The following is a 23,143-nucleotide window of genomic DNA, read 5'->3' as shown; positions in this document are numbered from 1 at the left end:
AGCCGATTTGACGATTCTTTGACCGTGGAATGACGCTGTCCCCGCGCTTGTCCTGACGCCGCGCCACTATCCCGTTTTCGTCCTGTCCGTTCCGTTCAGTTCATGGGCCCGCGCGACGAAGCGTGGGCACCGCAAGGGAGATGGTCATGCGTTTTTCAAGACTGGGTCTAGCAGTATTGCCCATCGCCTTCGCCGCGTCGGCAGCGCAAGCGAACTACGTCAAAGTGGACTTTTCCGGACATATCCTTGCGATCAATCCGGGGACGGCGGCGGCGTTCGGCGTCAATACGCCGATCACCTTCGAGGCTCGTTACGACACGAGCAAGCTCGTCGACCACACTCAATCGGTCAACGACGGTACCGGCCTCGGCTTCTCAAGCGTCCTGACCGCGAGCCTGTCCGACGATCCCAAGGCCTCGCTCAGGATTAAGCTCGGATCGACCAGCTTCACCAAGTTCGATGCCCAAAGCTACGGCAATCCCGAAGGCGACTGCGGGCCCGGTTGCGACCTTGGCGGAGGAAACTATCCGATCGTCGAGATACTCAATGGCGCCTTCGCCGGCGTCGGCAACATTTTCATCAACGCCGCCGGCTACAGCCTTGACGCCGATCCGATCGCCGATGCCTTCGGCGGCTTCGATCTCGGCAGCGGCAATGGCGGCTATGATTTTTTCCTTGGAAAATCGATCGGCGGCGATCCATTCGGGAAGACCCTTGCGGTGGGTAACTTCGACGCTTCGTCGGCAACGACGGCTGCGGTGCCCGAACCGACGACGTGGGCGCTGATGATCGGCGGCTTCGGCCTCGCGGGCGGGGCGCTACGCCGAAGGACCTACGTCGCGCAATAGATAAGCACGTTCGGACAGATGATTACCACGCACACGCTGATTGCTTTGGCGCGCACGCCGGATGCTCTAGGCTGGATACTGATGCCGCACTCCAGTCTCTACCTTGGCTGAGCCTGCAACCGGCGCCTCGGCCGGTATCGAGCGGTTTGGTCTTGGTCGGGATCTGGCGGGCACGTTCTTTGTTCATCCCGACAGCAGGGTTTCATCAGTCAGTCTGCTGCCCAATGAAGTTGATCAGCTCGTCGATAAAAACACGGACCTTGGTCGATAGACTCCGGTGGTTCGGATATAACGCGTGCGCCGCGGTCGTTTCCGAACCGAACCCGGGCAATATGCGCAGTAGTTGCCCACTCTCGATCAAGCCGCGCGCTAGGAAGTCCGGCAGCCGCCCGATGCCCGCGCCTCCGACCAGCAGCGCCTGAAAGACGATCGGCTCGGGAACGACAGTCCCTGTCGGAACCTGAACAGTTTCGAGTTGCCCGTTGGGGCCGGTGAACGTCCATTCACTCGGCCCGTCGAACCAGCCGAACAATCGGTGACCGACGAGATCGGCGACCGAGGTCGGTTGACCGTTCTTGGCAAGGTAGGAAGGACTTGCGCAGGACCAGAGCTCGATCGGACCCAGGCTCCGTACCCGCAGATCGGAGTTTTCCAGCGGGCCGATCCTGATCGCGATATCGGCGTCTTCACGCGCGAGATCGATGATGCGGTTTTCGGTCTCGAGCACGACGCGCACGTCGGGGTAGCGTGCGAGGAAAGCGGGCAACATCGGCGCGATAAGACCGGCGGCAAATGTCACCGCGGCATTAATTCTCAGCGTTCCCCGCGGCGCGCCGACGAGCTCGTCTAGCGCTGCGTGCGCTCCATCAATTTCCGCGAGGATACGGTCGGCATGCACCGCAAAAAGGATGCCCGCATCGGTTGGCCGAAGACCCCGCACCGATCGCTCGACGAGGACAGTTCCGACCGCAGACTCAAGGCGCGCCACAGATCGACTGATCGACGACTTAGGCGCAGCGAGCGACCGCGCCGCAGCCGACAGGCTGCCGGTTTCCACGACGCGAAGGAACGCCTTCAGGTCAGCGGGATCGAGCAGCGCAGATGCTCCCGTGACGCCAATCGTTCGTCGTGAGCATCACTGATCAATCTTCCATCGCCAACTCACCCTCGTCCGATCCGTCCCAGTAGTGGATCCGTGTCGCGCTTACCTTGATCATGACGAGACCCGGCGTATTAATACCCTCGGGAAACCAGCGCTCAAGGTCCTTCGACCACCGCGACGCGAAGGCCTGCTTATCGCGGATCAGCGAGGCATCCCCTTCGATCGAGATGAAGATCGGCGGCTTTCCCAGCAGGCCCCCCGAGCCCTGGTAGGACAGGCCGACCTTGGGCTCGCGGCCGATATCCTGCGCCGTCCGCGTCGAGTCATACGCGAAAAAGTAGCTGTCGCCTTGATACTCGACTTTGCCGTTATTGCTCATTGGTCGGCCTGCGAGTTCACCGCCTTCCGACTTAGCACTACTTTGGCAGAAGCATAATTTTTGGGATTCCCTTGGGTAGTTTTGCGTGATTCATAGGGAGCCAGCTATGGAGGCTGGCGATGGGCGGAGAATGGCGAAGCGACCTTGAGGTTTGGCTGGCGCCGTTTTTGACGGCGCTGGGTCATAAGAAGCGGGCACGGATGTGTCCCGCTTATGTTGCCGGCCTGATCGGCCCTGGAGACCGCAAGAGCGTCCAGCCGATGGCGGCTCGCGACGATGCCATTGGGTATGACCAGCTTCATCACTTCGTGGCGGCAGGGGTCTGGGATAGTGCTCCGCTCGACGCGGCGCTGCTGACCGAAGCCGACCGGTTGGTCGGCGGCGGCGATGCCTTCCTTGTGATCGACGACACCGCGATGCCGAAGAAGGGGCGCCACTCGGTCGGTGTCGCGCCGCAATATGCGTCCTCGCTCGGCAAGAACGCGAACTGCCAGACGCTCGTGTCGGTGACACTCGCATCGCGCGAGGTGCCAGTGATGGTGGGTCTGCGCCTGTTCCTGCCGGAGAGTTGGACCAGCGATCCCGAGCGCATGACGAAGGCGAAGGTGCCCGCCGACCGGCAGGTCGCCTTGACCAAGCCTGAGATCGCCATCGCCGAGATCGACCGGGTCACGGCCGCGGGCGTGCGCTTCGGCTGTGTGCTGGCGGATGCCGGATATGGCATGAGCGCGCCGTTCCGCCAGGCGCTGAGCGAGCGCGGCCTGTCCTGGGCGGTCGGCATACCCGGCCGGCAGAAGGTCTATCCGGCTGATGTCGCGATGATCTTCCCGATCGCGGGACATGGCCGACCTCGTCAACACCATATCCCCGATGCAAAATCTGTTGCGTCCGAGACGTTGCTCGCCGGGCAGCCATGGAAACGGGTCAGTTGGCGACGGGGTACGAAAGGGCGACTGGCCGCGCGCTTCGCCGCACTGCGCGTGCGTGTCGCCGACGGCCCGACCCAGCGTATCCGCGACATGGGCGGCCAGCATCTGCCGGGTGAAGAAGTGTGGCTGGTTGGTGAGCATCGTTCGACCGGCGAGCGCAAATACTACCTCTCGAACCTGCCTGCCGACACCGCGATCAAAACGCTCGCCGGAGCAATCAAGGCGCGGTGGATCTGCGAGCAGGCGCACCAGCAGCTCAAGGAGGAACTCGGCCTCGACCACTTTGAAGGTCGATCGTGGACAGGCCTGCATCGACACGCCTTGATGACGATGATCGCCTACGCCTTCCTGCAGTCTCGCCGCCTCACCGCAGCGGGACGGAAAAAAAAGAGTCTCAGGACCACCCCCTCAACCAAGCATGCCCGCCGTCAGGCAGGCGATCGTCGATCTGTTCGCGAGGGCGCCACCGATGCGATGCCCGCACTGCAATGAACACCTCACCCCACCTGCAAAATCTAATCTGCCAAAGTAGTGCTAGGCTCAGGACTCATTGATCACAGCCAGAAGATGACGGTCGCGGCGAGCGCGATGGCCGAGAAGAAGGCGTGCGCGCAGCGGTCATAGCGGGTGTGGATACGCCGCCAGTCCTTGAGCCTGCCGAACATGTTCTCGATGCGGTGACGTTGCCGGTAGAGAGTTCGGTCATGCGGGATCGGGGTTTTGCGGTTGGCCTTCGATGGGATGCAGGGTGTGATGCCCTTGGCGATCAGGGCGGCGCGGAACCAGTCGGCGTCATAGCCGCGGTCACCGAGCATGGCCCTCGCTTTGGGCAGGGCGTCGAGCATCAGCGCTGCGCCCTTGTAGTCGCTGGTCTGCCCCTCGGTGAGGAGCATGACCAGCGGGCGGCCCTGGCCGTCGCAGACCGCGTGCAGCTTGGAGTTCAGGCCGCCCTTAGTCCGTCCGATACATCGGGGAAGAGCCCCTTTTTGAGGAGGCTGGCAGCGGTGCGGTGCGCCTTCAGGTGGGTCGCGTCGATCATCAACTGGTCAGGCTTGCCGCCTTTGGCCGCCAGCGCTGCAAAGATGCGGTTGAACACGCCGAGCCGGCTCCAGCGGATGAAGCGGTTGTAGATCGTCTTGGGCGGACCGTAGTCCGCAGGCGCATCCCGCCAGCGCAAGCCGTTCCTGATCACGAAGATGATCCCGCTGATGACCCGGCGGTCATCGACCCGCGGCACCCCGTGCGACAACGGAAAATGTGGCTCGATCCGACGCATCTGCGCCTCGGACAACCAAATCAGATCACTCATCACGACGCCTCCTCAGCGCCGCCATTGAATCAACCGATCACCGTCTCCGCAAGCACTTTAATAGGTCCTGAGCCTAGATCCCTTTGTCTCTGACTCAACGCGGGGGATCCCCAAGCAGGGCAAGATTTGATTCAACATCGCATGCAGTGGGAGGTTTGCGGTGGCATCGGCGGTTGGGCTTCGGGACGACTTTGACGGGGCTGGTCTTCGGCGGCAGGCGCGACTGAGCGGATACGCGAACGAGGTTCCGCGGTTGCTGGCGCTGGCGGTGATTTACGATGGCGGTGCGCGGCAAGAAGCGGCGCGAGTCGGTGGTGCTGGTCTGCAGTCGGTTCGGGATTGGGTTTGCGGTTCAATGCCCCAGTCCCTGATGGCTTGCTGGATGGCAAGGCGCGTGGTCCGCGCCCGGTACTTGCTCCCGAGCATAAGCAGGCGCTAAGTGCGATCATCGAGCAAGGCCCGATCCCGGCCTCGCATGGGGTCGTGCGCTGGCGGATCGTCGGCCTGATCCAGTGGCTGTTCGACGACTATGGCGTGTCGGTGAGCAAGCAGACCCTGAGCCGTGATCTGCGCGCCATGGGCTACCGCAAGCTGACGGCCCGGCTCCGGCATCATGCGCAAGGGGCCGATGCCATCGACGTTTTTAAAAAGACTTCCCCGCCCAGCTGGCAGCGATCGAAGCGACGCTCCCAGTCGGCACACTTATAGAACTATGGTGGCAAGACGAGGCCCGGGTCGGCCAGAAGAATGGCATCACGCGCCGGTGGGCCAAGCGCGGGACCCGGCCATCGGCGCCCAAGGACCAGCACACCACGTCGGCGTATATCTACGGCGCGATCTGCCCGGCCGAGGGCAAAGGCGCCGGTCTGGTCCTGCCACGCTGCATTATTGAGGGGATGACGCTGCATCTCGCGGAGATAGCGGCCGCCGTGTCATGCGGCGCCCATGCCGTGCTTCTCCTCGATCAGGCGGGCTGGCACGGCTCAAGGGCGCTGGTCATTCCGGCCAATATCACCCTCTTGCCGCTACCGCCCAAATGCCCCAAGCTCAACCCGGTCGAAAACGTTTGGCAGTTTATGCGCGACAACTGGCTGTCGAACTGCATCTTCAAATCCTACGATGACATCCTCGATCATTGTTGCTTCGCTTGGAACTGTCTCACCGATCAGCCATGGCGGATCATGTCGCTCGGACTGCGGACGTGGGCGCATGCGTTCTGATCGAAGAGTCTTGGTATTACTCGCCGCGGCCACGGTGCTGGGGCGGCATCGGAGCCGATTGCAACCTGTCAGCTTTCGGGCATCGAACGCGGCATAGCTGCCGTTCGACAAGTCGCGGATCCGAGGGTGGCTGCGGCCCCAGGGTCGGAAACACAGGTGAGCATTTCGCGCCACCGAAAGTAGCTGTTCGTTCAGCGCAATGCCCGTCGATGCGCCGGCCGCACCCAAGGAGCCGCGAGCGCGGCTCCTTGGGTGCGGTTGATCCGCGGGTCAGGCGACCACGGTGTGCAGCGCGCGGCGGCGCGCGGCGATTCCGACCATCCCGAAGCCCGCGATCATGAGGATCCACGTCGATGCGTCGGGCACTGCAGCGATCGTGATGTTGTCGAGATAGCCGCCGAGTGAGTCCGATGTACCGGTCGCTGCGAAGGTCAGCGCGCCGCCGGTCGTGGCGAACTTGACGCTGCGAAGCGTCCACATCGTGTCGCTGCCGCCGGTGCCAGTCACAGTGTCGAGGGCGGTCGAGCCGATCGACAGCGTGATCCCGTTCGAGGCAGCGCCAATGGCCGGGCGCGGCGAGTAGTAATAGCTGACGAGATAAGTCCCCTCACTGAGAGTATGGAACATCGAGCTGTTGGCGAAGGTATCGAGCTCGACGAGGTTCGGGCTTGAGAACGGCGCTCCGGCAGCATGGTTCTGGATTTCGATGCCGTTTGTCGTGCTTGTCCAACCCTCGATCGACGACACGGTCGTGTAGCTGCCGGTGCTAAGCGCGAGCGAGTCAAAGTTTGACGTGAGAATGACGGTGGCGTCAGCCACTGTGGCAGTGCCTAGAGCAAGCACGCCGGCAATCAGGGACTTTAGGCTCATCGTGTCTCTCCAGAACCATCATTGGCTCTCGGGGGGCAGAGCAAGCTCCGTGCCAATTGCGGCCGCGAGCCCTAAACATCATCGTAAAGAAAACAAGTTGAAGAATAACAGGCGGTTAATCCAGAGATATTAGTTGGGGAAGCGGCAATCGCATTGATTTGTCATCATACTGTCGGATTTCTTTACACCTTTACCGTACTAAGAGCCCGATTCAAAAGTACATCAATGAGTTGAGAGCCTTGCGATTCTGCGTGTGAGCATTCGGATGCTGGCGATGGTTGCCCATGCCGTGGCGCTTTCGATGGATCGCTCCCAGTCTTTGGCGAGACGTCGGCAGCGGCCCAGCCACGCGAAGGTCCGCTCGACAACCCAACGGCGGGGCAAAAGCACAAAGCCCTTGGCGGTATCGGAGCGCTTGATGATTTCGAGGGTCCAGCTGCCATGGCCTTCAAGCGCGGCCTTGAGTTTGTCACCGGCATAGCCACCATCGGCAAACACATGGCGCAGGAACGGGAAACGGAAACGGATGGCTTTGAGGACATCGACAGCGCCGTCGCGGTCCTGAATGTCGGCGGCATGGACCAGGATAAACACCAGAAAGCCGCAGGTATCGGTGATGATATGGCGTTTGCGGCCCTTCACCTTCTTGCCGGCGTCATAGCCGCAAATTCCGCCGCTTTCCGTTGTTTTGACCGATTGGCTGTCGATAACGCCAGCACTGGGTGAGGCCTCGCGGCCGGCCTGTTCGCGTGCTGCCATTACCAGCAAGTGGTTGATTGTCGTCAGCAGCCCACTATCCCGCCAGCTGTAGAAATAGCCGCGCACTGTCGACGTCGCCGGAAAGCATTTGGGCAGCATCCGCCAGGCGCAACCGCTCGACGCAATATACATGATCGCATCCATCACCGCCCGAAGGCAGGTCGTGCGACGACGCCCGCCGCTGCGGGCTGCCGGAAACAGCGGCTCGATCAACGCCCATTCCGCATCCCGTAAATCGCTTGGATAGCGCCCCCCCTTGCGCATATGCTGACGGCGAGCGGTATCAGTCCAAGGCAAGTTCTTCTCCTATCGTCTCGACAACGACGGTGAATCACAACCTACTGGTATCGCTCAACTACTTTTCGTTCAGGCTCTAATGAATCGCAAACGCAGGCTGCCGCGCTCTGGCGCCTGCGAGGCCCGGTGCTTCGGGCCATATTTCGCGTCGGCCTGGGGATCCCAGCGGGCCTGACGTCATTTATCCCGCGCAGTTAGCCAGTCTGGGCAGATGCCTCCAGTCCGCGCTCGAGATCGAATGGCATTGTTGGCACAGGGTGCCCTTCACACGATATTAGCTTCTGTGCGTGAGTATTGTCCGTCAACGCATTGGTATTCCTCGTGGCCACATTTAAATTCAGGCTGCCCGACGACACGTATATCGATCTCGTGCGCAGTCTGTTTCTGACGCTCGTGCCGACGACGATCATGGCGGTATCCTTTCTGACGATCGGCGCGCTGGTCGTGTTTCAGACCGGCAGCACGGTGCTGGCGTCGCTGGTGTCACTTGGCACCTTGGCGGCTCTGGCTCGGATCGCGGTGCTTTTGCGTTACCGCCGCCAATTGGCCGACGCGCGTCTGACGACCGACCGCGCCCGGGCACTCGAGCGGCGCTTCGGCGGCGCTTACCTCGCTTTTGCCGGGATATTCGGCGCATTCTGCGCCGCCGCACTGATGGCCGGTCCGGGATCATCGAATGCAGCGATCATCGGCCTCCTGTTCGGCTACGGGGCCGGAGTCGCCGCGGGCGTGTCACTGCGACCGTGGATCAGTGTTCCCAGCCTACTTGTCGCCACGGTCCCGACCATAATTGTCACGTGGTCGACGCCCGACGCCACGCACGTGGTGCTTGGATTGCTCACCGCGCTCTTCGTCGGCGGTGCAATCCAGTCAATGTCGGCGCGGTACCGGCGCGCGGCCGGAGACATCACCATGCGCCGCTCGTTCTCGCTGCTCGCGCGCCGCGATCACCTGACCGGTCTACCCAACCGGCTGTCGCTCCGCGAGCGCTACGACGAATTCGTGCACGCGGCCGGGGGTGCCGATATCATCGCCGTTCATTGTCTCGATCTCGACCGCTTCAAGCCGGTCAACGATTGCTTCGGCCATCCGGTTGGCGACGCCTTGCTAAAGGCCGTCGCCGATCGCCTGCTCGGCAGTATCGGCGAGTGTGATTTTGCCGCACGGATCGGCGGCGACGAATTCGTCATCGTGCAGACCGAGGCAAAGAACGCAGACGAGGTCAAGGCGCTGGCGACGCGCGTCGCTAAAGCAATCGCCGAACCGTTCTGCATCGCGGGCCATACCGTCCAGATCGCGACGAGCATCGGCTACGTGCTGTCATCGACGCACGGATCCGATCTCAGCCAACTTGTCGCCAGCGCCGATCAGGCGCTTTGCGCCGTCAAGGCGCGGGGCGGCGGAATCAAACAGTGTGACGCAATCGTGGATAGCACCGCGTATGATTCTGAGGTGCGGATAGCAGCTTGAGATAAAAAGCTTGTCGAGCACCGCTCCGGGGTTGATGATGCTGAAGCTGACTTTCGCCCTATTATTTAATCTTGCCACCAGTCGGCCTGTTCGTGCGCAGGCACAACGATAATTTCCGTGATGCTTCCAGATGTCTGGACGACACCCCCGGATTTAGAAATTCGGCAAATCCTTCTGGATCGCATCGACGTCCAGCATCATGGTCTGGGCATCGTGGTAGGCGAGGTTGACGAACACGGTCGCCGGATAATCACTTATGGTGCCTCGGCTCAAGATAAGCCTCAAACCCTCGACGGTGACACGGTGTTTGAGATCGGGTCGATGACCTAGGTCTTCACATCCCTCCTTCTGACCGAGATGATTCAAGATGGGGATATTGCTCTGACCAATCCGGCCTCGAGGTACCTGCCAACCGTCGTCAGATTGCCGAAACGGGGTAGCGTCCCGCAACGTACCACCCAGCGGCCAAATATGCAGTCGTGATAGCTAGCTCCCACCAAGGACCAATTTGGGCCGGCGCAAGACTGCTGCAAATTATTGCGTAAAGGACCAGGATGGCGTACACGATAAGATTGTACGATTTCATCTTTGCCGATCACCTCATATCGTTTCACGGCTATCCATCATCCGCCGAGCGGCAACGAAAAATGGCCAGATTTCTCAGCGTCCTATCGAAACGACAAGCCATCGTCGGTGCTGGTGTGTAGGGAATAACACCGTCATCACAGTGGTCCCATGTCCTTGCCATTACGCCGCACCCCTCGCTCGATGGCACAAGTCAAATTCTCAACGATAGCCCCGTGTTCGGCCGCTTGTCTTGCGCTGCTGATCGTCGCTGCAGCCCCTGCTCCGACTGATCTGCGGCCGGATCCCGATGCGTGCCAACTACTGAGCAACCTCGACCTCGAGCCGCTGCTGTTTGCCGGTACCGGCGGAGTGCTGGACAGCTGGAGCAACTACCCCGCGGCGGGCATGTCGACCTGCCGGTGGGAAGCGCGACCAAAGGGCCGGTCGGCTGACGCGCCGCCACGATTCGCGACGCTTTCGTTCTATCATCTTGCCGATCGACAGACTGCGCAGGGTCAGCTCGATCGACAGCCGCACAGCGGCGACACCGGCGCTTCGACCGCGATGACGAGCGGCGGCGACGATGCGTTGATCAGGTCGAGCGCTTTGGTGATCGTCGCCCGGCATGACGCAGACCTGGCGGTGATCGATGCCCGTGGGGCTGAACTCTCCAACCCAGGGCAACTCGAGGCACGCTACTTGCTCGATGCGCTCGCACTCAAGGCGGCAGGGGCGACGGTAAACTCGCCGCCTTGGGTAGCGCCCGGGACCACGGCAAAATGGGTGTCGCTCGACGAGCGGGCATCCGCTCTGAACCCGGACATCGGTTGGCAGCCACCAGCGAATCCGTCGGCAAGCGCATCGCCTCTGACCGACTTGCTGCTACACTTGACGCTACTGATTTTGCGCCACGGCTTCTTCATGCTCTTCGCCGGCATATTCGGTCCGATCGCAGTCGGAGTAATACTCACTCGCACTAACGGTAGCGTGCGTTCGCAACCAAACCGCATCGCACTGGGATTGCCGGTGGTCGCCGCGCTCGTCGCCAACCTGGTGTTCGGCACCGCATTGGCTAACCGCCTGCTGCATCGGTTCGGGACGGTAGCCGCGGCGACGGTCACCGGCAGCTATGCGACGAGCACCCAATATAATAGCCATGACGTGGTCGGCTATCACGTCATGCTTCGGGGCTCCGACGGGCGAACGGCCGCGACGAGCTTCGAAGACGACGACTTCAACGTTTACCCACCCCACAACGCCACGAGTTACCCAGGACCCGGCGACGTGTTCACCGTTCGCTACCTCCCGGGGTTCTCAAGCGACTTTACGATCCTCTCCGACGACAATAGCCCATGGGCGCAGGCGCGGCGTTGTCGCTCGCTGACCGACGCAGTCACGCAGGCTGCCCAGCGCTCCGTGTTTTCCCTGGCCGCCGAGGACCACGTCGCATGGCAAATGGCGAGCCGCTCGGCGGCCGCGGCAGGATGTGCGATCAGCGGTTGACGCAGATATTGCGCTACAACCGCATCTCGAGCTTGCGGTAGACATGCGGCCGTTAACGGACTGACCGCTTCCCGCAACGGACCTGGGAAGCTGACATTCGTTGACGGGAGTCTGTTGGCAGCTCCCGCCCCATCTCGAACGAACCGCACCTTGAAAACAGCAGCCCTTCGAATCGGCGTTAAAGTGGGACCCCCTCCAAATTTGAGGCAAGAGCTTGTAATCCTCAAATGATATGTCCGCAGAAAGGCGGCAGAGCGGCGCCTATCTAAACCCGCCAGTAAAAGGTTTTCGGCATAACTTCAGATGGTTACAAATCAAAATGGCAGTGGCGATGTCCACGGGCTTTTGACCCTAAGGACGCAGTAGCCATTCTCTGTGTCGTGGAAGGTAATGCGTTCGACCGCGCCTGCCAGCTGCTCAGGTGCACCACGCTGGCGATAAGCTGAAGCAGGGGGCGAAGCTGCATAAGTCTGATATGGCGCGAATCGTTACGATGCAGAGGCCGGAGCTCGATATGGTGCGATGGGACTGCGAGTAGCTCCTGCCGCCCGAGAGCGCGTCCCGGCCGGGACTGAGATCACCCGCGTCGAGCGGCTTTCGCCGTCACTCATCAGATATCACCTCAACAACGGTCAGACGCTTCATCACTTCCGGCGTAAGGCACCGCGCGCCAATCCGCACGATCACCCATGGGGCTTTGAGACCGAGATCCTGGCTGGCGGCTATGTTGAGGAGGTATTCCACGCCCTATCGAGTGGCGCCTGGAATAGCGAACTGGTGCATCGCGCGCCCGGGACTGTCCGCCAAATCGAAGTCCGACATATCCACCGCATCGTTGAGCTACCTGCCGGCGACTGTTGGACCCTTGTCTGGGCAGGACCGTCGGAACGTCGCGTTCGCTTCTGGAAATTCGGTATCACTATAAAATCGCGCGCCCATAATCGCCATCGATTTGTCAACGTTCGTAAATAAATGTTGAAGCCAAGGGCAGAGCGCCGATGCCAATCCGTTCCGCCTCTGTTCCGAAACCGGAGTATGCTAACTCTCGTCCCGCCGAAAGCAGGCAGGGGAGCGATTTAGGAGATCAGGCTGCGGAGCGGCGCCGGGGGCCGGGAGCGTCGGGCGGCTTCCGGTGATCAGCGATATCCAGCGCTGTATAGACGCCAATCACTCGCTCGAGTGCTATGTCTTGTGAATTAGTTTAGCAGGTCTTGTGCAACCGGTAGACAGTATTTCGTAGAACTTCGACCCGATCATTTATGACCAGCGGATGATTATAACAAATTATTTCGACGCGTTTGATGCCAATAGCGGGCTAGCCCGACGACATTCTAATACGTAATCGTTGCGACTATCGTATCTGCATACGAACCTGGCATAACGCGCTGGCCAGCCGGTACACGACCGTAGATAGTCAGCGTCTGAGAATTCCCACTACCGGTCCCGGCCACGGTGTCGCCACCGGCGGTATTTCCCCAGTTTGCCGTTCGGGCGGCGTCCGACGACAGCGTATAATTGAGCGTAGTAGCACCGGAACGGGTCATTTGCCGGGCGGACGTTGTTGCTCCTGTCGCGACACCTTGGTTGAGCGAGACCGTGTATGAGGTTGTATTGGAGCACGTGAGCGTGATGGTCGATGTCGAGTCCAGTACCGTTCCGGCATATATTCCGAAGCTCATCGCGCTCGTAGAAATGCTGCACGAAGGTAGGATCGTTGCACTGACAGTGAACGATTTCGATGCTGTGCTCACAGTATCGGTGTAGGTTCCCGGCGCGACAAGCTGACCTGCAGCAATCCTTGGGTATATCGGTACGGATACCGAAGCGGTGGCACCGTTGCCGGCATAGGTGTCGGTCCCCGCAACATTACCCCAGTTCTGCGTTCGCGCGGCGTCGCGAGACAGGCTGTAGTTGAGCACCACCGTGCCCGATTTCATCGTCCGTGCAGTAGTGACGCCGCTATTACCGCCGCTAAGGCCGACCGTATAGTTCGCCGAACCGGCGGTGCAATTGACCGTCAGATTGGTCGAGCCTGTATCAACCTGCATTCCGCTATACGGGCCGAGGGTCATATTCGGCGGCTGGTCGAGAACGCAGGCGGCGTCTACCTGCCACCCGAAAGCCAATGCAGGGACAAGCACAAGCACAAAAAGAACGCTGCGCTTTCGCGCCAAGGGCTGAAGGCCGCACACTTTGCCGTTAAAACTCGAGGCTGATCGCGGTGACCACCCCGTTCGCGGTGCGCGTGATAGCAGCGACCGGCAGTGCTTCGGCGTAAGCCACCGCCCGTCGCCCTTCGCACTGCGCATTGACCCGGCTGTCGACCTCCTTAATCGCGCGATACGCATTCGGTACCAAGCAAAGGTCGACGACGACTGCACCAACGTTAAATGTCGTCGAAAGGCCCAACTCTGTCGCCGCCGATGGCACAGCACAAACGGTAGCCAACCCATAAAGCAAGGCGTATCTGATCGCGGCGGCCGTCACGGCGTTTGGGCGATACAACGCAGCGGGCCGATAACGGGCACCTGTCCGACGACGGGCGCATATTCGAAATGAACAACGCAGCGCCCGCCGTCGGCGCGTTCAACCTGGACATCGTTTCGCGCCGACAGGCCCGGCAAAAAAGACTCGCCGTCATAGCCGACCGGAACAGCTTCACCGTTCGCGAGCCGTGCCGTGCTGCCGATTGGGATCGGATTCCCGTCGGCAGCGACCATGCGCAGCAGCGCCGCATTGCTCGGCTTCACCGGGAATCTGACGACGACACCCGAGCGGTCCTGCGGGCGGACCAAGCGGCCGGCGGTGTCGAGATCGCTATCGAGCGGAACGTCGTTCGGCTCGATCGACAGATGGTTGAGATCGAAGGAACGGAGTTCGGGAACGAGCAGGCGGCCGTGACGATCAGTCGTTCCGACATCGCGGTTCTCGTTGCGGACGTGGACCCCAGCGAGGCCGCTGGTGTCGACGACTGCGAAGCTGTCGTAAATTGTGTTCGACGCAAAGACGCTGCCATCGAGCATCGACACCGATCCCTGCGCTTCCAGGCGGAACGTCGTCTGTTTCGAGCTATAGTCGGCGCCGGCCGCCAGCGCGGCGAAGGGTGCCTTATATCGGATCTCACCGAAGGCACGCTGCGGGCTGGCCGGCGACGCGACGACCTGATATCCCCAATCCCCGATCGCGACAGCCGATTGCGTCGCCTGGCCTTGAAGCATCCGACTACCATTGCTGATGCTCGAATCGATGCTGACCGAGCTGCGCCGCCCGAGGGGCATGGCGATGCCGAGCAAAGCGCCGCTCCCGCCGATGCCGGCGAAGTCGCGGAAACCGGTTGCAAAGAGGGATATGCGCTTCACCTGCACCGAATAGCTGGCCGACGCGACATAGGCCTTCTGCGCAGGCTGGAGGAACATCAAGCTCTCCATGGAGACCGGCGCCTGCATGAAAGCGGTCTTGACCGGCCCGACGACGTCACGGGCGGACAGCGCATCACGCTTGATACCGACGAAGGCGACGCCGATTGCGCCGAAGCGTCCCAGCGTCCAACCGGCATTGGCGTTGATCTGCAGCCGCGGCGATGCATCGCCGTCATCGGCGGCGAGATCGCGGAAACGCGCGCTGGCGACCGTCGCCGACCCGCTCAGGTTGAGCTTGCGGCCCGCCCGCTGAATGCCAATCGTGACCTGCGAGCCGACCCCGGCTGGGCTGCCGCTAGCCGCCGCGGCGGCGTTCACGACGGCGAAGTTGTCGATGTTGAGCACCGCGCCGCCGCCGCCCATCGCGACTTTCGCCGTTCCCTCGCCACTCGCCTCGATCGTCAACCGGTCCGACAGGCCTCGGCGGTAGGTGAAGCTCGCGGCCATACGGCGGTAATCGTCGCTCCGCAGCCCGAAATTGCGCCGCAGCGCGCCTGCCTGGACCGACGCCGACTGCAGGCCCGGGGCGAGCAGCAGCGAGGTCGCGTAGAACGGCAGAGTGGTGCTGACCTGCCGTCCCAGCGCGTTGGTCAGCGTCGTCGAAATCGTGCCCGCCCCGGTCACCACGGGCAATTGTGGAACGGTAAACGGCCCGGCTTCAATTTCGCGCGAAAATAGCCGTGTGCCGTTCACCAGCACGTCTATCGTCGAGGGCACAGCCGCCGAACCGCTCACCGACGGCAGTGGGAAAGTGACGAGATCGGGCCGCAGCGCGTAGTCGATGCTGAATTGCACCCCCGCCATCCGCACCGGCCGCGTCCAGCTCAGCCCGCCCGAGATGAAATCGCCGACGCGGATGCGGTGGAGGGTGGTGGCATCGGAGAAGGTGTAGCTGGTGTCGAGCCGGATGACCGACGTCGCGGCGACGCCACCCGAACCGTTGCTGCCGCTGTTCGCGTAGATCAGGAACCCGCTGCTGCCGATGCCCCACGGCGAAAAGGCGCGGACATCGACCCGGCCTGCCGCGGATGCGCGTCCGCCCGCCATTGATCCCGTCAAGTCGTAGTCGAGGGCAAGCCCAGTGCCGCTTTGGACATCGCCGCTCCGTGACGCCTCGGCGCCGGCATGCAGGACAGACGGAGTCAGCAACGCGTCATCGACTGTCAGGTAGATCGCCTGCCTCGGCAGATCGAGGCGGAACGCAAGTCCGCGCAATCCCGACAACGCGACCAAGTCGTTCTGTCCAGGGGTCTGCGGGTCGGGGAAGGTCATGCCGAGTTCGCGGAGTTCGCTGCGTCGCGCGGACAGGCGTCCATCGCTCAGGATGAACTCACCGATCTGCGCTGAGGGACGGCCGTTCACATGAACCTCCAGCAGAAGCGGCTGCTCGGCTGCAGCATCCACCCCGGTGAGACCTGTCGATACGAGCATGAGCGCGGCGATCGGAAGCCATTGCACGGCTCAAGGTGTTGCCGTGACGGTTACCGATTGATCGGTGATCTGGTTGAGTTCGCCGCGTGCCGACAGCTGTACCGTCGGATCGTTCATCGATTTGCTGCCGACATGCCAGCGCCGCGTTGCTCCGGCGAGGATGTAAGGCGAAACGTTCTTCTCGACCGCCAGCACGGTGCCATCGCCGGTTTTTAGAGTGATGTCCCGCAGCTTCTCATGACGCACGCCGTGATTGACGGCGACGAGGAAGATCTGATCGTGAGATCGTTCAACGTGGAACTTCAGATCGGGGGTCGCGCGGGCGACGGGCGGTGCGAAGACAGGCAGCGACAGCCGCAGCGCGATCCGCACCGTGCCCGGCGCAGCAGGCGCCGGGATCTGGTCAAGCAGAAGCCGATAGGTGCCTTCCCTCCCCGGCGTCACCTGTCGCAGGACGATGCGCACGACCTGACTTGCGCCGTGCGCGATGGTGCCGAGCGGCGGGCTGACCGAGATCTCATCCGATGGTGCCAGAACGTCCGAACCGTCCTCGCCCTGTGTCCACCGGAAGCTACGCAATTGGAACGATGCCTCCGCATCACCCTCATTGATGATCGTCAACGCCGCCGCTCGCTGTCCCGCGGCAAGCTCGATCGTCACCGGCAGGACGTTCAGCACCTGTGCCGAAGCCGTGCCCCCGCTGAACACGGCGCAGGCACCGAGTAGACCCGCGACGCTTCTCATCGCCCGACCCATCATGGTTCGAATGTCTAGAAGGTGATCGTTGCGGTGATGGTGTCAGTATACGCACCGGGAGCGACGTATTGACTCCCGGCGACCCGTCCATAGACGGTCAACGTCTGCGCCGCACCGCTGCCGGTCCCGCCGACCGTATCGGTTCCGGCCGTAGCACCCCAATTGAGCGTCCGCGCGCTGTCGCGATACATCGCATAGCCCAACAACGCGGCCCCGGGGCCGGTCATCGACCGGGCGGTCGTGGTCGCACCGGTCGCCGCTCCGACGCTCAGGCCGACGGTATACGGCGTCGTGTTCGTGCACGTCGCTGACAGAGTCGATGTGCTGTCGGATTGAACCCCCGAATAAGTCCCGAATGCAAGGTTAGTAGCACTGATGACACATGTCGCAGCGACCGTCGCCGTGACCTGAAAACTGGCAGTCGATGTTGCGGCCAGCGCAGGCATTGCCGCACCCAAGGCCAGCACAGACAAAATTGCCTTGAACGCTGCGTCAAAATAGCACGGCCAAACCTTCAACATCATTTGATAGTCCCTAATCTAAGCAACTGAGCAATATCATTTATTCGGTAGGAGCAATCTTTTGCCATACCAACAGAATTGTATCTTAATTTATGATTAAATATTGGACCAGTGTATCGAAGGTTGAGTACATATTATAATTGCTTTAATATGCCTAGGGCTGAGCAGTGCACTTTTGCACATAAGGTAGACATACAGAATATTATTATTTTTGACTTCGCTTCCCGTAAAAACGCCCAGCCGTACCCTGCATGATACTCTCCTCGGCGACGACGCCCCGGGGTTAAGACGGGGTCGATAGCGGTCCGATCGCATCCAGACGTCGAATGCAGCAAAGCCGACCTTTTATCAGCTACCTTCTTACGCCTAGAAGACCCAAAGCGCGGTTGACCATCACGAGTAAGCCAAGCCGTTCACGCCTGCGACCTGGCAATCATCGCCCACGCCGGTTTTCATGCTGCGTAACCGATAATTTGCCCAGCAGTGCGGTAACGCTGCAACGCTGCAACAACGGCAGTAGCTGAGGGGACGTGGATGGCTCTCTAGTCCTAAATAGCAAGCTGTGCGATCATACCCCGCACACGCGCAATTCCATCGCCAGCTGAGTCCGGCTTTCGATGCCGAGCTTACCGTAGACGTTGTGGAGGTGCATCTTGACGGTGCCCTCGGTAATGCTGAGCCGCTCGGCTATCGTGCGATTACGCTGACCAGCGGCGACAAGATTGGCAACGTCGCGCTCGCGTCGTGTTAAAATTGGAGGGGCAGGACGCGCAACGCGGTCGATGATTAGCCGCGTTGCCTCGGAGTCGAGCCATTGCTTGCCCGAAGCAACTACTGTCAAGCAATCTGCAACCGCTGCTGCTGGGCTGGTCATCAACACCAGCCCCTCGGCGGCGAGCCCGACTATAGCGAGTAGCGTCTCGATAGTCGGATGGTCGACGATCACAACAGTCGGAATGCCGGCCGCGCGACGTGTGCGGAGGACTGCAATCCCGTCGAGCTGTACCGCGACAATCGCGAGGTCGGCCGTGACCAACGCGGTCCCCATCGCATCGCCACAGGCCTTGTCCAGAGCGTATCCAGCTTTCGTAGCGATCGTCGCTAACGCCTCCGCCACGAGCGGAATGGGATGAGCAATAACTATGCTACGCGACGTGCTGGGCGACCGGGCTGACATCATATCTCACTTTCGATTTCGCTAGTTACGGTCGAAAGTTGACCTAGGACGCGTTGCGATGCGTAACTTTTTGGATGATCCATTTCGGGCCGTTTTCCAACCGTCACGGAAAGTCTTGTACGCTCTCGACCTGATTGGTCGTAAGCGGTGTCTTGACCTCGTCTTGCGGATGGCAGCGTAACCCGCGAGTCCCGCTGGTTCCTTGAACTGGCGGTGCCAATGCTCTGATAATGTGATATGACAATGCTAGCATGACGTTCGAAACTTCAAAGAATTCGAACGTCATATCGCGAGAGTGGTCATCGTATCCATTAGGGCGTTGTCCCGCAGATATCGCGCCGCATCCAAAGTTCATGAGCGCGCGCCGCATTTTTGCATCGACTTTATGAGCGACGAGCGACGGCTGCTTGCGTTACGATCGAGCTGACCGCGGTATTAAATGTTGGAGCCCTAGAGTTATTTGTCCGCAAGCGTACGCATCTCCGAGGTGATGATGGATGGATATGTCCCGAGCAACGGTGCGCAACAGTCCGTTGTGGAGCATTTCCGCGGACGACTTCAAACTCCTCGCCCCTCACCTAATCCACGTCGCTTGACCGCATCACTTTCAGTTGCACGAAGAGGGAAACATGATCGAGCACGTCTACTTTCCTGAGGACGGCATCGTTTCGATCGTCGCCCGCGCGCAACTTCGAGGCGTGCGAGGTCGGTATTGTCGGCCGCGAAGGGATGTCGGAAACCGCGACGGTTCTTTGCTCGACCAGTCGCCGCACAATGCCTATGTCAAGATCACGGAAGCGCGGCTTTTAAACTCCCAGTCAGCGTGCTCACCGATCCGCTTCAAGCCACCACCGCGCTGCGCCGGCATCTGCTCTATTTTGTACAGGCGCTGGCGATCCAGTCAGCGAGTTCGATTGCAGCCGCAGGGCAGACGATCGAGCAGCGCATCGCCCCCTCGCTGCTAATGTGTCTGGACCGGCTCGACGGAAATAACATTCACCTCACCCACGATTCGCTTAGAATGACGCTTCGTGTCCGTCGTGCCGGGATCACCTCGGCGCTCATCGCGCTAGAAAAAAGAGTTTAATCGAGCGGGCGCGAAACTCGATCGTCGTTCGCCACCGCGGCCATCTCGAGCAATTGACCGAAGGTGGCTACGGTCTGGCCGAACCTAGATATCAGCGCCCTATGGGCATCTCGCTTCGACAACCGAGCCAAGACGGCCAACCTCGCGCAGAGTGACGCACGAGCAGGATACCATAGCCGGCGTGCGCGCGGCCTCGGCACTCAGCGACGGCGCTACCGTGATAAGACCAGGTACGACGATCTCGCCGTCATCAACGGTGACAACAGGGGCGTTTTCGGATCGCTTTGCTTGGGGGGGAGTCAGCCATGAACCTCGGCGCTGGCAGTTCATCGCTCCCATATCATGCTGATCAGAAACAGCTTCAGGCTCGACTATCTTAAGTCGGATTGACATAGCGAACGCTCACTGAGATCGTAATGGATCAGGCCGGAAATTATATTGATTAATTATTAAGGTGTTTTGATACCGGATGCCTAGCTTGCGACAAGTTAACCGTCTCGTTCTAGAGGAAGCCGTCCATGTAGGAAGTGAGTCCAATGATTACAATGTTACTTTTTGCCTTATCAGTAGCTAGTCAATCTCAGGCTATTTTAACACGCAATACCAATCCGACAACTTCTAGGCCAGAAGTGAGGCTAGATCAGGGCGCGTTTATAGGATCGGGGCAATATTCAAGAGTTTCTTTGAATGAATATGATCCTTCTGCCGGCCCGGATTCGAATAATGATCCTTTCACAGATATAAGCGATGTCTCGTCGACCAATAGGCCCGCGTACAGAGCGAGTTTTGATTGTAATCGTTCACATGGCGTAATTACTAATGCGATATGTTCAACACCTTTGCTGTCGCATTTGGATTATCAATTAGCGCTCGATTTTGCGAGACTCGATGGTAAACTTAACGATTATCAAAATCGTATAATACATCATGCAGAAACAAGGTTTTTAAATTTGCGTCAAGCATGCGGTGATACCGCATGCTTGAAAGACATTTACACACGGCGTCTAAAGGAGTTGGGCCGTATTCGTCTCAAGTAACAACTAGAAACTGGTCGATTTAGAAAAAAGTTTTACGTTTTATTTCAATTTGTGACAAGCGATAGCGCGTTTTGTATTGAGCATGCCGAGTGAGGATGGCTATCCGGGTCGTCCTTTAGGATAGGATGCGGACTTGAGCGAAACAACATTATGTGTTAATAGACTGTTAACCTAAATCGTATGGCAAGGGATAGCGATCGTGAAGCTCCTTCTGATTTTTGTTGGCGCGATTACATTGATGGCGGCGGGGTCCAGCAATGCGCGGAAGGCCCACAAACGGGTTCTGCCGCCCGTGCCGCAATCCGCTGAGATCGCCGCACTGAATCGAGCATCGCTCGCCAAGATCAAGCAGGTTCCAACGCCGGCTCGACCCTAACCACTGCAGGCAGTGAGTCCGATAACGCATGTGCGGCACCGTAGCTGAAATCAAGCGATGGGAATCCGTCCGAGCTTGAGGTGGATCTTCAATGTCCAACGATGACGACTGGCGCAGACAGCTGGCAGATGCACGCTACGGAGATACGTTGACGCCAGGCTTCGCGCGGAAAACTAATTTAGACCTGGTTGGACCGCGTCATGGTGCGACGCCCAAATTGGTTTTTTCGCCATCGGTGGGAGCCGATGATCATACAGCCAACCCAATGCGCTCGATGCCTCTACCGTTATCCGCTGTTCCCGAATCGGGATCTGCTCAATTGAAGCGACCCGGCGCGAAATGGGTCTGGTGGTTCGGGACCGGGTTGCTTGTGATCGCTGCGGCGGCCACGTTTGGCTGGGAAACGAAGCCGCCTCAACACCAGCCCAAGGCGCAGATAGTGGCATCGATCAATCGGCAACCTCCAGCAATGGTGGCGCAGTCGACATTTCGAATCTTTCCCAGAGCGTCGGGAAATTCGTCACCGGCGATCGTAGCGCATATTGAGCCGGTCACGAACGAACCCGGATCGGATCATCTCAGAGCTATGAAGAACGCCCCGAGGACTATCGCGAGCGTCGGGCAGATCGAGCCATCAAGCGACCCTCTTTCGTCAACGGTCTCGTTACCGCCGCCGCGGTCGGATCGATCGAAACCCTCGCAAGCGCCGAGCGCCTTTATGGAAGCCCAGAAAAGTCCAAGTTTTCAGTGCCATGCTGGCCAGGGTGAGATAACTAGATCGATTTGTACTGACCCGACCCTGGCTGCGCTCGATCGGACGCTCGCTGCGCGCTTCGCAGCACTGGACGATAGTGTCGACCCTGCGACGGTCGAAGCGCTGCATCATGGCGAAACGACTTTCCTAAATGCGCGGCAACTGTGTCTTGATAAAGCGTGTCTTGCCGACGTCTATCGCGAAAGACTACGCGATCTAGACGCAATCAAACCGTGACTGTACACGAGTTCAAGCTCGTCAGTTTCAAGTCATGAGGACGTAATACGCCTGGAGAGCAGCTCCTGTCAGAACAATTTATTCGCCGTCGACAATAGCCAAAGCGATGTTGCCGCTCACCTCGCGAAGCGTAAGCGCTGTGCTGACCCCGCCTTGCTGATGTTGGCGTAACCCGCGAGTCCTGCTTGTCCCAGGGGCTGGCGGTGTTGATGCTATGATGATGTCATGTGACGATGCTGGCTCGATGGGCGGTCGTGCGGCGCGGATCGAGGTTTTCACCGGCACGAGGCGGCGTCGGCCATGGTCCGATGATGAGAAGGCGCAGATCGTTGCCGAGAGCTATGCCGGCAACGGCATCACCGTCTGTGACGTGGCGCGTCGGAACGACATCTGCCCCAGCCAGCTGTTCACGTGGCGGCGGCAGCTGCGCCGCCCGGTGGAGCCCGCCGAAGCGCCATTGTTCGTGCCGGCGATCGTCGAGCCTGAAGAGGTTCCATCGCCGCTACCCGCAACATCGGCGGCCAGATCTCCGCGACGACGTCGGTCTGCGCGTCGCGGCAGTATCCCAGCCCCGATCGAGGTGAGCATGGACGGCATTTCGGTGCGGATCGGCCGCGGTGCCGATGCGACCCTGATCGCGGCGGTACTGGATGCGCTGAAGGGCAGCCGTTGACGGCGCCGGGGCCAAGCGGTGCCACCCGCGTGCTGGTCGCCACGCGGCCGGTAGATTTCCGCAAGGGGATGGACGGCCTGGCAGCGCTGGTGACGGCCCAGCTCGGCGGCGATCCCTTCTCCGGCGTCGTCTATGTGTTCCGGGCCAAGAAGGCCGACCGGGTCAAGCTGGTTTGGTGGGACGGCACCGGCCTGTGCCTGATGGCCAAGAAGCTGGAAGCCGGCGCCTTTAGCTGGCCGTCTGTTCATGACGGCGTGATGCGGTTGTCCGCCGCCCAGACTCGCCGCACTCGTGGAAGGTCTGGACTGGCGCCGGGTGCATCAGGCCAGACGCACGAGAGTGCCGCAGATCGCCGGCTAAGCCACTGTGCCTGCGGTAGATTGACTCATATCGGCGGTAGCCCTCGACGCGCGTGCGCGCGC

The 23,143-nt window shown here is 60.4% G+C and carries 20 protein-coding genes and 3 pseudogenes; 10 read left to right on the top strand and 13 right to left on the bottom strand.

What is annotated here, in order from left to right:
• Positions 1-146: 146 nt before the first annotated feature.
• Complete coding sequence (locus tag KTC28_RS20715) at positions 147-848, top strand: PEPxxWA-CTERM sorting domain-containing protein (RefSeq protein WP_216711574.1); 702 nt, start codon at positions 147-149, stop codon at positions 846-848.
• 205 nt (positions 849-1,053) lie between these two features.
• Here the strand turns inward: KTC28_RS20715 and KTC28_RS20710 are convergent, their stop codons facing one another.
• The 3 genes and pseudogenes from KTC28_RS20710 to KTC28_RS20705 all read right to left on the bottom strand — a co-directional run bounded on the left by KTC28_RS20710 (position 1,054) and on the right by KTC28_RS20705 (position 2,419).
• The gene (locus KTC28_RS20710; RefSeq protein WP_255602643.1) at positions 1,054-1,647 is read right to left on the bottom strand and encodes a substrate binding domain-containing protein; all 594 of its coding nucleotides are present in this window, start codon (positions 1,645-1,647) and stop codon (positions 1,054-1,056) included.
• A gap of 171 nt (positions 1,648-1,818) precedes the next feature.
• Positions 1,819-1,905: pseudogene (locus KTC28_RS23035) on the bottom strand (LysR family transcriptional regulator); the annotation flags it as partial.
• 85 nt (positions 1,906-1,990) lie between these two features.
• Positions 1,991-2,419 (bottom strand): pyridoxamine 5'-phosphate oxidase family protein, encoded by a 429-nt coding sequence (locus tag KTC28_RS20705; protein ID WP_255602642.1) that lies wholly within the window; start codon positions 2,417-2,419, stop codon positions 1,991-1,993.
• 29 nt (positions 2,420-2,448) lie between these two features.
• Here KTC28_RS20705 and KTC28_RS20700 point away from each other — a divergent pair, with 29 nt between their 5' ends.
• A complete protein-coding gene (locus KTC28_RS20700; protein ID WP_223132312.1) occupies positions 2,449-3,750 on the top strand; it encodes an IS701 family transposase in 1,302 nt (433 codons plus the stop codon).
• Positions 3,751-3,812: 62 nt separating this feature from the next.
• Here KTC28_RS20700 and KTC28_RS20695 read toward each other — a convergent pair.
• Positions 3,813-4,567 (bottom strand): IS5 family transposase gene (locus KTC28_RS20695; protein WP_223132311.1). Its coding sequence is split into 2 segments (ribosomal slippage): positions 3,813-4,234 and positions 4,234-4,567, totalling 756 coding nucleotides; the frame shifts between segments, so codons are not numbered across the junction.
• 160 nt (positions 4,568-4,727) lie between these two features.
• Here KTC28_RS20695 and KTC28_RS20690 point away from each other — a divergent pair.
• A pseudogene (locus KTC28_RS20690) lies at positions 4,728-5,787 on the top strand (IS630 family transposase).
• A 270-nt stretch (positions 5,788-6,057) separates the two neighbouring features.
• On the opposite strand, the gene KTC28_RS20685 reads toward KTC28_RS20690, so the two are convergent.
• Positions 6,058-6,657, bottom strand: a complete 600-nt coding sequence (locus KTC28_RS20685) for a PEP-CTERM sorting domain-containing protein (protein ID WP_226895816.1) — start codon at positions 6,655-6,657, stop codon at positions 6,058-6,060.
• Between the two features lie 222 nt (positions 6,658-6,879).
• On the bottom strand, positions 6,880-7,713 hold the full coding sequence (locus tag KTC28_RS20680) for an IS5 family transposase (RefSeq protein WP_216711713.1): 834 nt from the start codon (positions 7,711-7,713) through the stop codon (positions 6,880-6,882).
• 321 nt (positions 7,714-8,034) lie between these two features.
• On the opposite strand from KTC28_RS20680, the gene KTC28_RS20675 reads away from it, so the two are divergent.
• Both KTC28_RS20675 and KTC28_RS20670 read left to right on the top strand, forming a co-directional pair.
• On the top strand, positions 8,035-9,183 hold the full coding sequence (locus KTC28_RS20675) for a GGDEF domain-containing protein (RefSeq protein WP_216711522.1): 1,149 nt from the start codon (positions 8,035-8,037) through the stop codon (positions 9,181-9,183).
• 1,131 nt (positions 9,184-10,314) lie between these two features.
• Positions 10,315-11,253 (top strand): hypothetical protein, encoded by a 939-nt coding sequence (locus KTC28_RS20670; protein ID WP_216711521.1) that lies wholly within the window; start codon positions 10,315-10,317, stop codon positions 11,251-11,253.
• Between the two features lie 314 nt (positions 11,254-11,567).
• Here the strand turns inward: KTC28_RS20670 and KTC28_RS23510 are convergent, their stop codons facing one another.
• From KTC28_RS23510 to KTC28_RS20640, 7 genes are all read right to left on the bottom strand, one after another.
• On the bottom strand, positions 11,568-11,645 hold the full coding sequence (locus KTC28_RS23510; protein ID WP_439650133.1) for a hypothetical protein: 78 nt from the start codon (positions 11,643-11,645) through the stop codon (positions 11,568-11,570).
• A 939-nt stretch (positions 11,646-12,584) separates the two neighbouring features.
• Entirely contained in the window at positions 12,585-13,325 is a 741-nt protein-coding gene (locus tag KTC28_RS20665) for a Csu type fimbrial protein (RefSeq protein WP_255602523.1), read from the bottom strand.
• Positions 13,326-13,452: 127 nt separating this feature from the next.
• Entirely contained in the window at positions 13,453-13,740 is a 288-nt protein-coding gene (locus tag KTC28_RS20660) for a hypothetical protein (protein WP_216711520.1), read from the bottom strand.
• A complete protein-coding gene (locus KTC28_RS20655) occupies positions 13,737-16,034 on the bottom strand; it encodes a fimbria/pilus outer membrane usher protein (RefSeq protein WP_216711519.1) in 2,298 nt (765 codons plus the stop codon). Before KTC28_RS20655 ends, KTC28_RS20660 begins: the two co-directional genes overlap by 4 nt.
• Positions 16,035-16,133: 99 nt before the next feature.
• Complete coding sequence (locus tag KTC28_RS20650; RefSeq protein WP_216711518.1) at positions 16,134-16,847, bottom strand: fimbrial biogenesis chaperone; 714 nt, start codon at positions 16,845-16,847, stop codon at positions 16,134-16,136.
• A gap of 26 nt (positions 16,848-16,873) precedes the next feature.
• Complete coding sequence (locus tag KTC28_RS20645; protein ID WP_219773740.1) at positions 16,874-17,383, bottom strand: Csu type fimbrial protein; 510 nt, start codon at positions 17,381-17,383, stop codon at positions 16,874-16,876.
• 565 nt (positions 17,384-17,948) lie between these two features.
• A complete protein-coding gene (locus tag KTC28_RS20640) occupies positions 17,949-18,428 on the bottom strand; it encodes a response regulator transcription factor (RefSeq protein ID WP_216711517.1) in 480 nt (159 codons plus the stop codon).
• A 952-nt stretch (positions 18,429-19,380) separates the two neighbouring features.
• Here KTC28_RS20640 and KTC28_RS20635 point away from each other — a divergent pair.
• From KTC28_RS20635 to tnpB, 5 genes and pseudogenes are all read left to right on the top strand, one after another.
• Positions 19,381-19,644 carry a hypothetical protein gene (locus KTC28_RS20635; protein WP_216711516.1) on the top strand — a complete coding sequence of 88 codons (264 nt, stop codon included), beginning with the start codon at positions 19,381-19,383 and terminating at the stop codon, positions 19,642-19,644.
• 1,236 nt (positions 19,645-20,880) lie between these two features.
• Positions 20,881-21,057 (top strand): hypothetical protein, encoded by a 177-nt coding sequence (locus tag KTC28_RS20630; protein WP_216711515.1) that lies wholly within the window; start codon positions 20,881-20,883, stop codon positions 21,055-21,057.
• Positions 21,058-21,148: 91 nt separating this feature from the next.
• Complete coding sequence (locus tag KTC28_RS20625) at positions 21,149-22,048, top strand: lysozyme inhibitor LprI family protein (protein WP_216711514.1); 900 nt, start codon at positions 21,149-21,151, stop codon at positions 22,046-22,048.
• Between the two features lie 214 nt (positions 22,049-22,262).
• Positions 22,263-22,721 carry an IS66-like element accessory protein TnpA gene (gene tnpA / locus KTC28_RS20620; protein WP_216711671.1) on the top strand — a complete coding sequence of 153 codons (459 nt, stop codon included), beginning with the start codon at positions 22,263-22,265 and terminating at the stop codon, positions 22,719-22,721.
• Positions 22,718-23,081: pseudogene (tnpB, locus tag KTC28_RS20615) on the top strand (IS66 family insertion sequence element accessory protein TnpB). Before tnpA ends, tnpB begins: the two are co-directional and overlap by 4 nt.
• Positions 23,082-23,143: the final 62 nt, after the last annotated feature.

This window comes from Polymorphobacter megasporae (genome assembly GCF_018982885.2).
In the GTDB taxonomy this organism is placed as follows: Bacteria; Pseudomonadota; Alphaproteobacteria; order Sphingomonadales; family Sphingomonadaceae; genus Polymorphobacter_B; species Polymorphobacter_B megasporae.
This window is presented reverse-complemented; position numbering and strand designations above follow the sequence as displayed.

Coding starts and splice junctions, on each gene's coding strand:
- KTC28_RS20700 (WP_223132312.1), top strand. CDS start 2,449: ATGGGCGGAGAATGGCGAAGCGACCTTGAGGTTTGGCTGGCGCCGTTT.
- KTC28_RS20625 (WP_216711514.1), top strand. CDS start 21,149: ATGTCCAACGATGACGACTGGCGCAGACAGCTGGCAGATGCACGCTAC.
- tnpA (WP_216711671.1), top strand. CDS start 22,263: ATGATGATGTCATGTGACGATGCTGGCTCGATGGGCGGTCGTGCGGCG.
- KTC28_RS20645 (WP_219773740.1), bottom strand. CDS start 17,383: ATGATGTTGAAGGTTTGGCCGTGCTATTTTGACGCAGCGTTCAAGGCA.
- KTC28_RS20650 (WP_216711518.1), bottom strand. CDS start 16,847: ATGAGAAGCGTCGCGGGTCTACTCGGTGCCTGCGCCGTGTTCAGCGGG.
- KTC28_RS20640 (WP_216711517.1), bottom strand. CDS start 18,428: ATGGGGACCGCGTTGGTCACGGCCGACCTCGCGATTGTCGCGGTACAG.
- KTC28_RS20715 (WP_216711574.1), top strand. CDS start 147: ATGCGTTTTTCAAGACTGGGTCTAGCAGTATTGCCCATCGCCTTCGCC.
- KTC28_RS20665 (WP_255602523.1), bottom strand. CDS start 13,325: ATGACCCTCGGCCCGTATAGCGGAATGCAGGTTGATACAGGCTCGACC.
- KTC28_RS20685 (WP_226895816.1), bottom strand. CDS start 6,657: ATGAGCCTAAAGTCCCTGATTGCCGGCGTGCTTGCTCTAGGCACTGCC.
- KTC28_RS20670 (WP_216711521.1), top strand. CDS start 10,315: ATGACGAGCGGCGGCGACGATGCGTTGATCAGGTCGAGCGCTTTGGTG.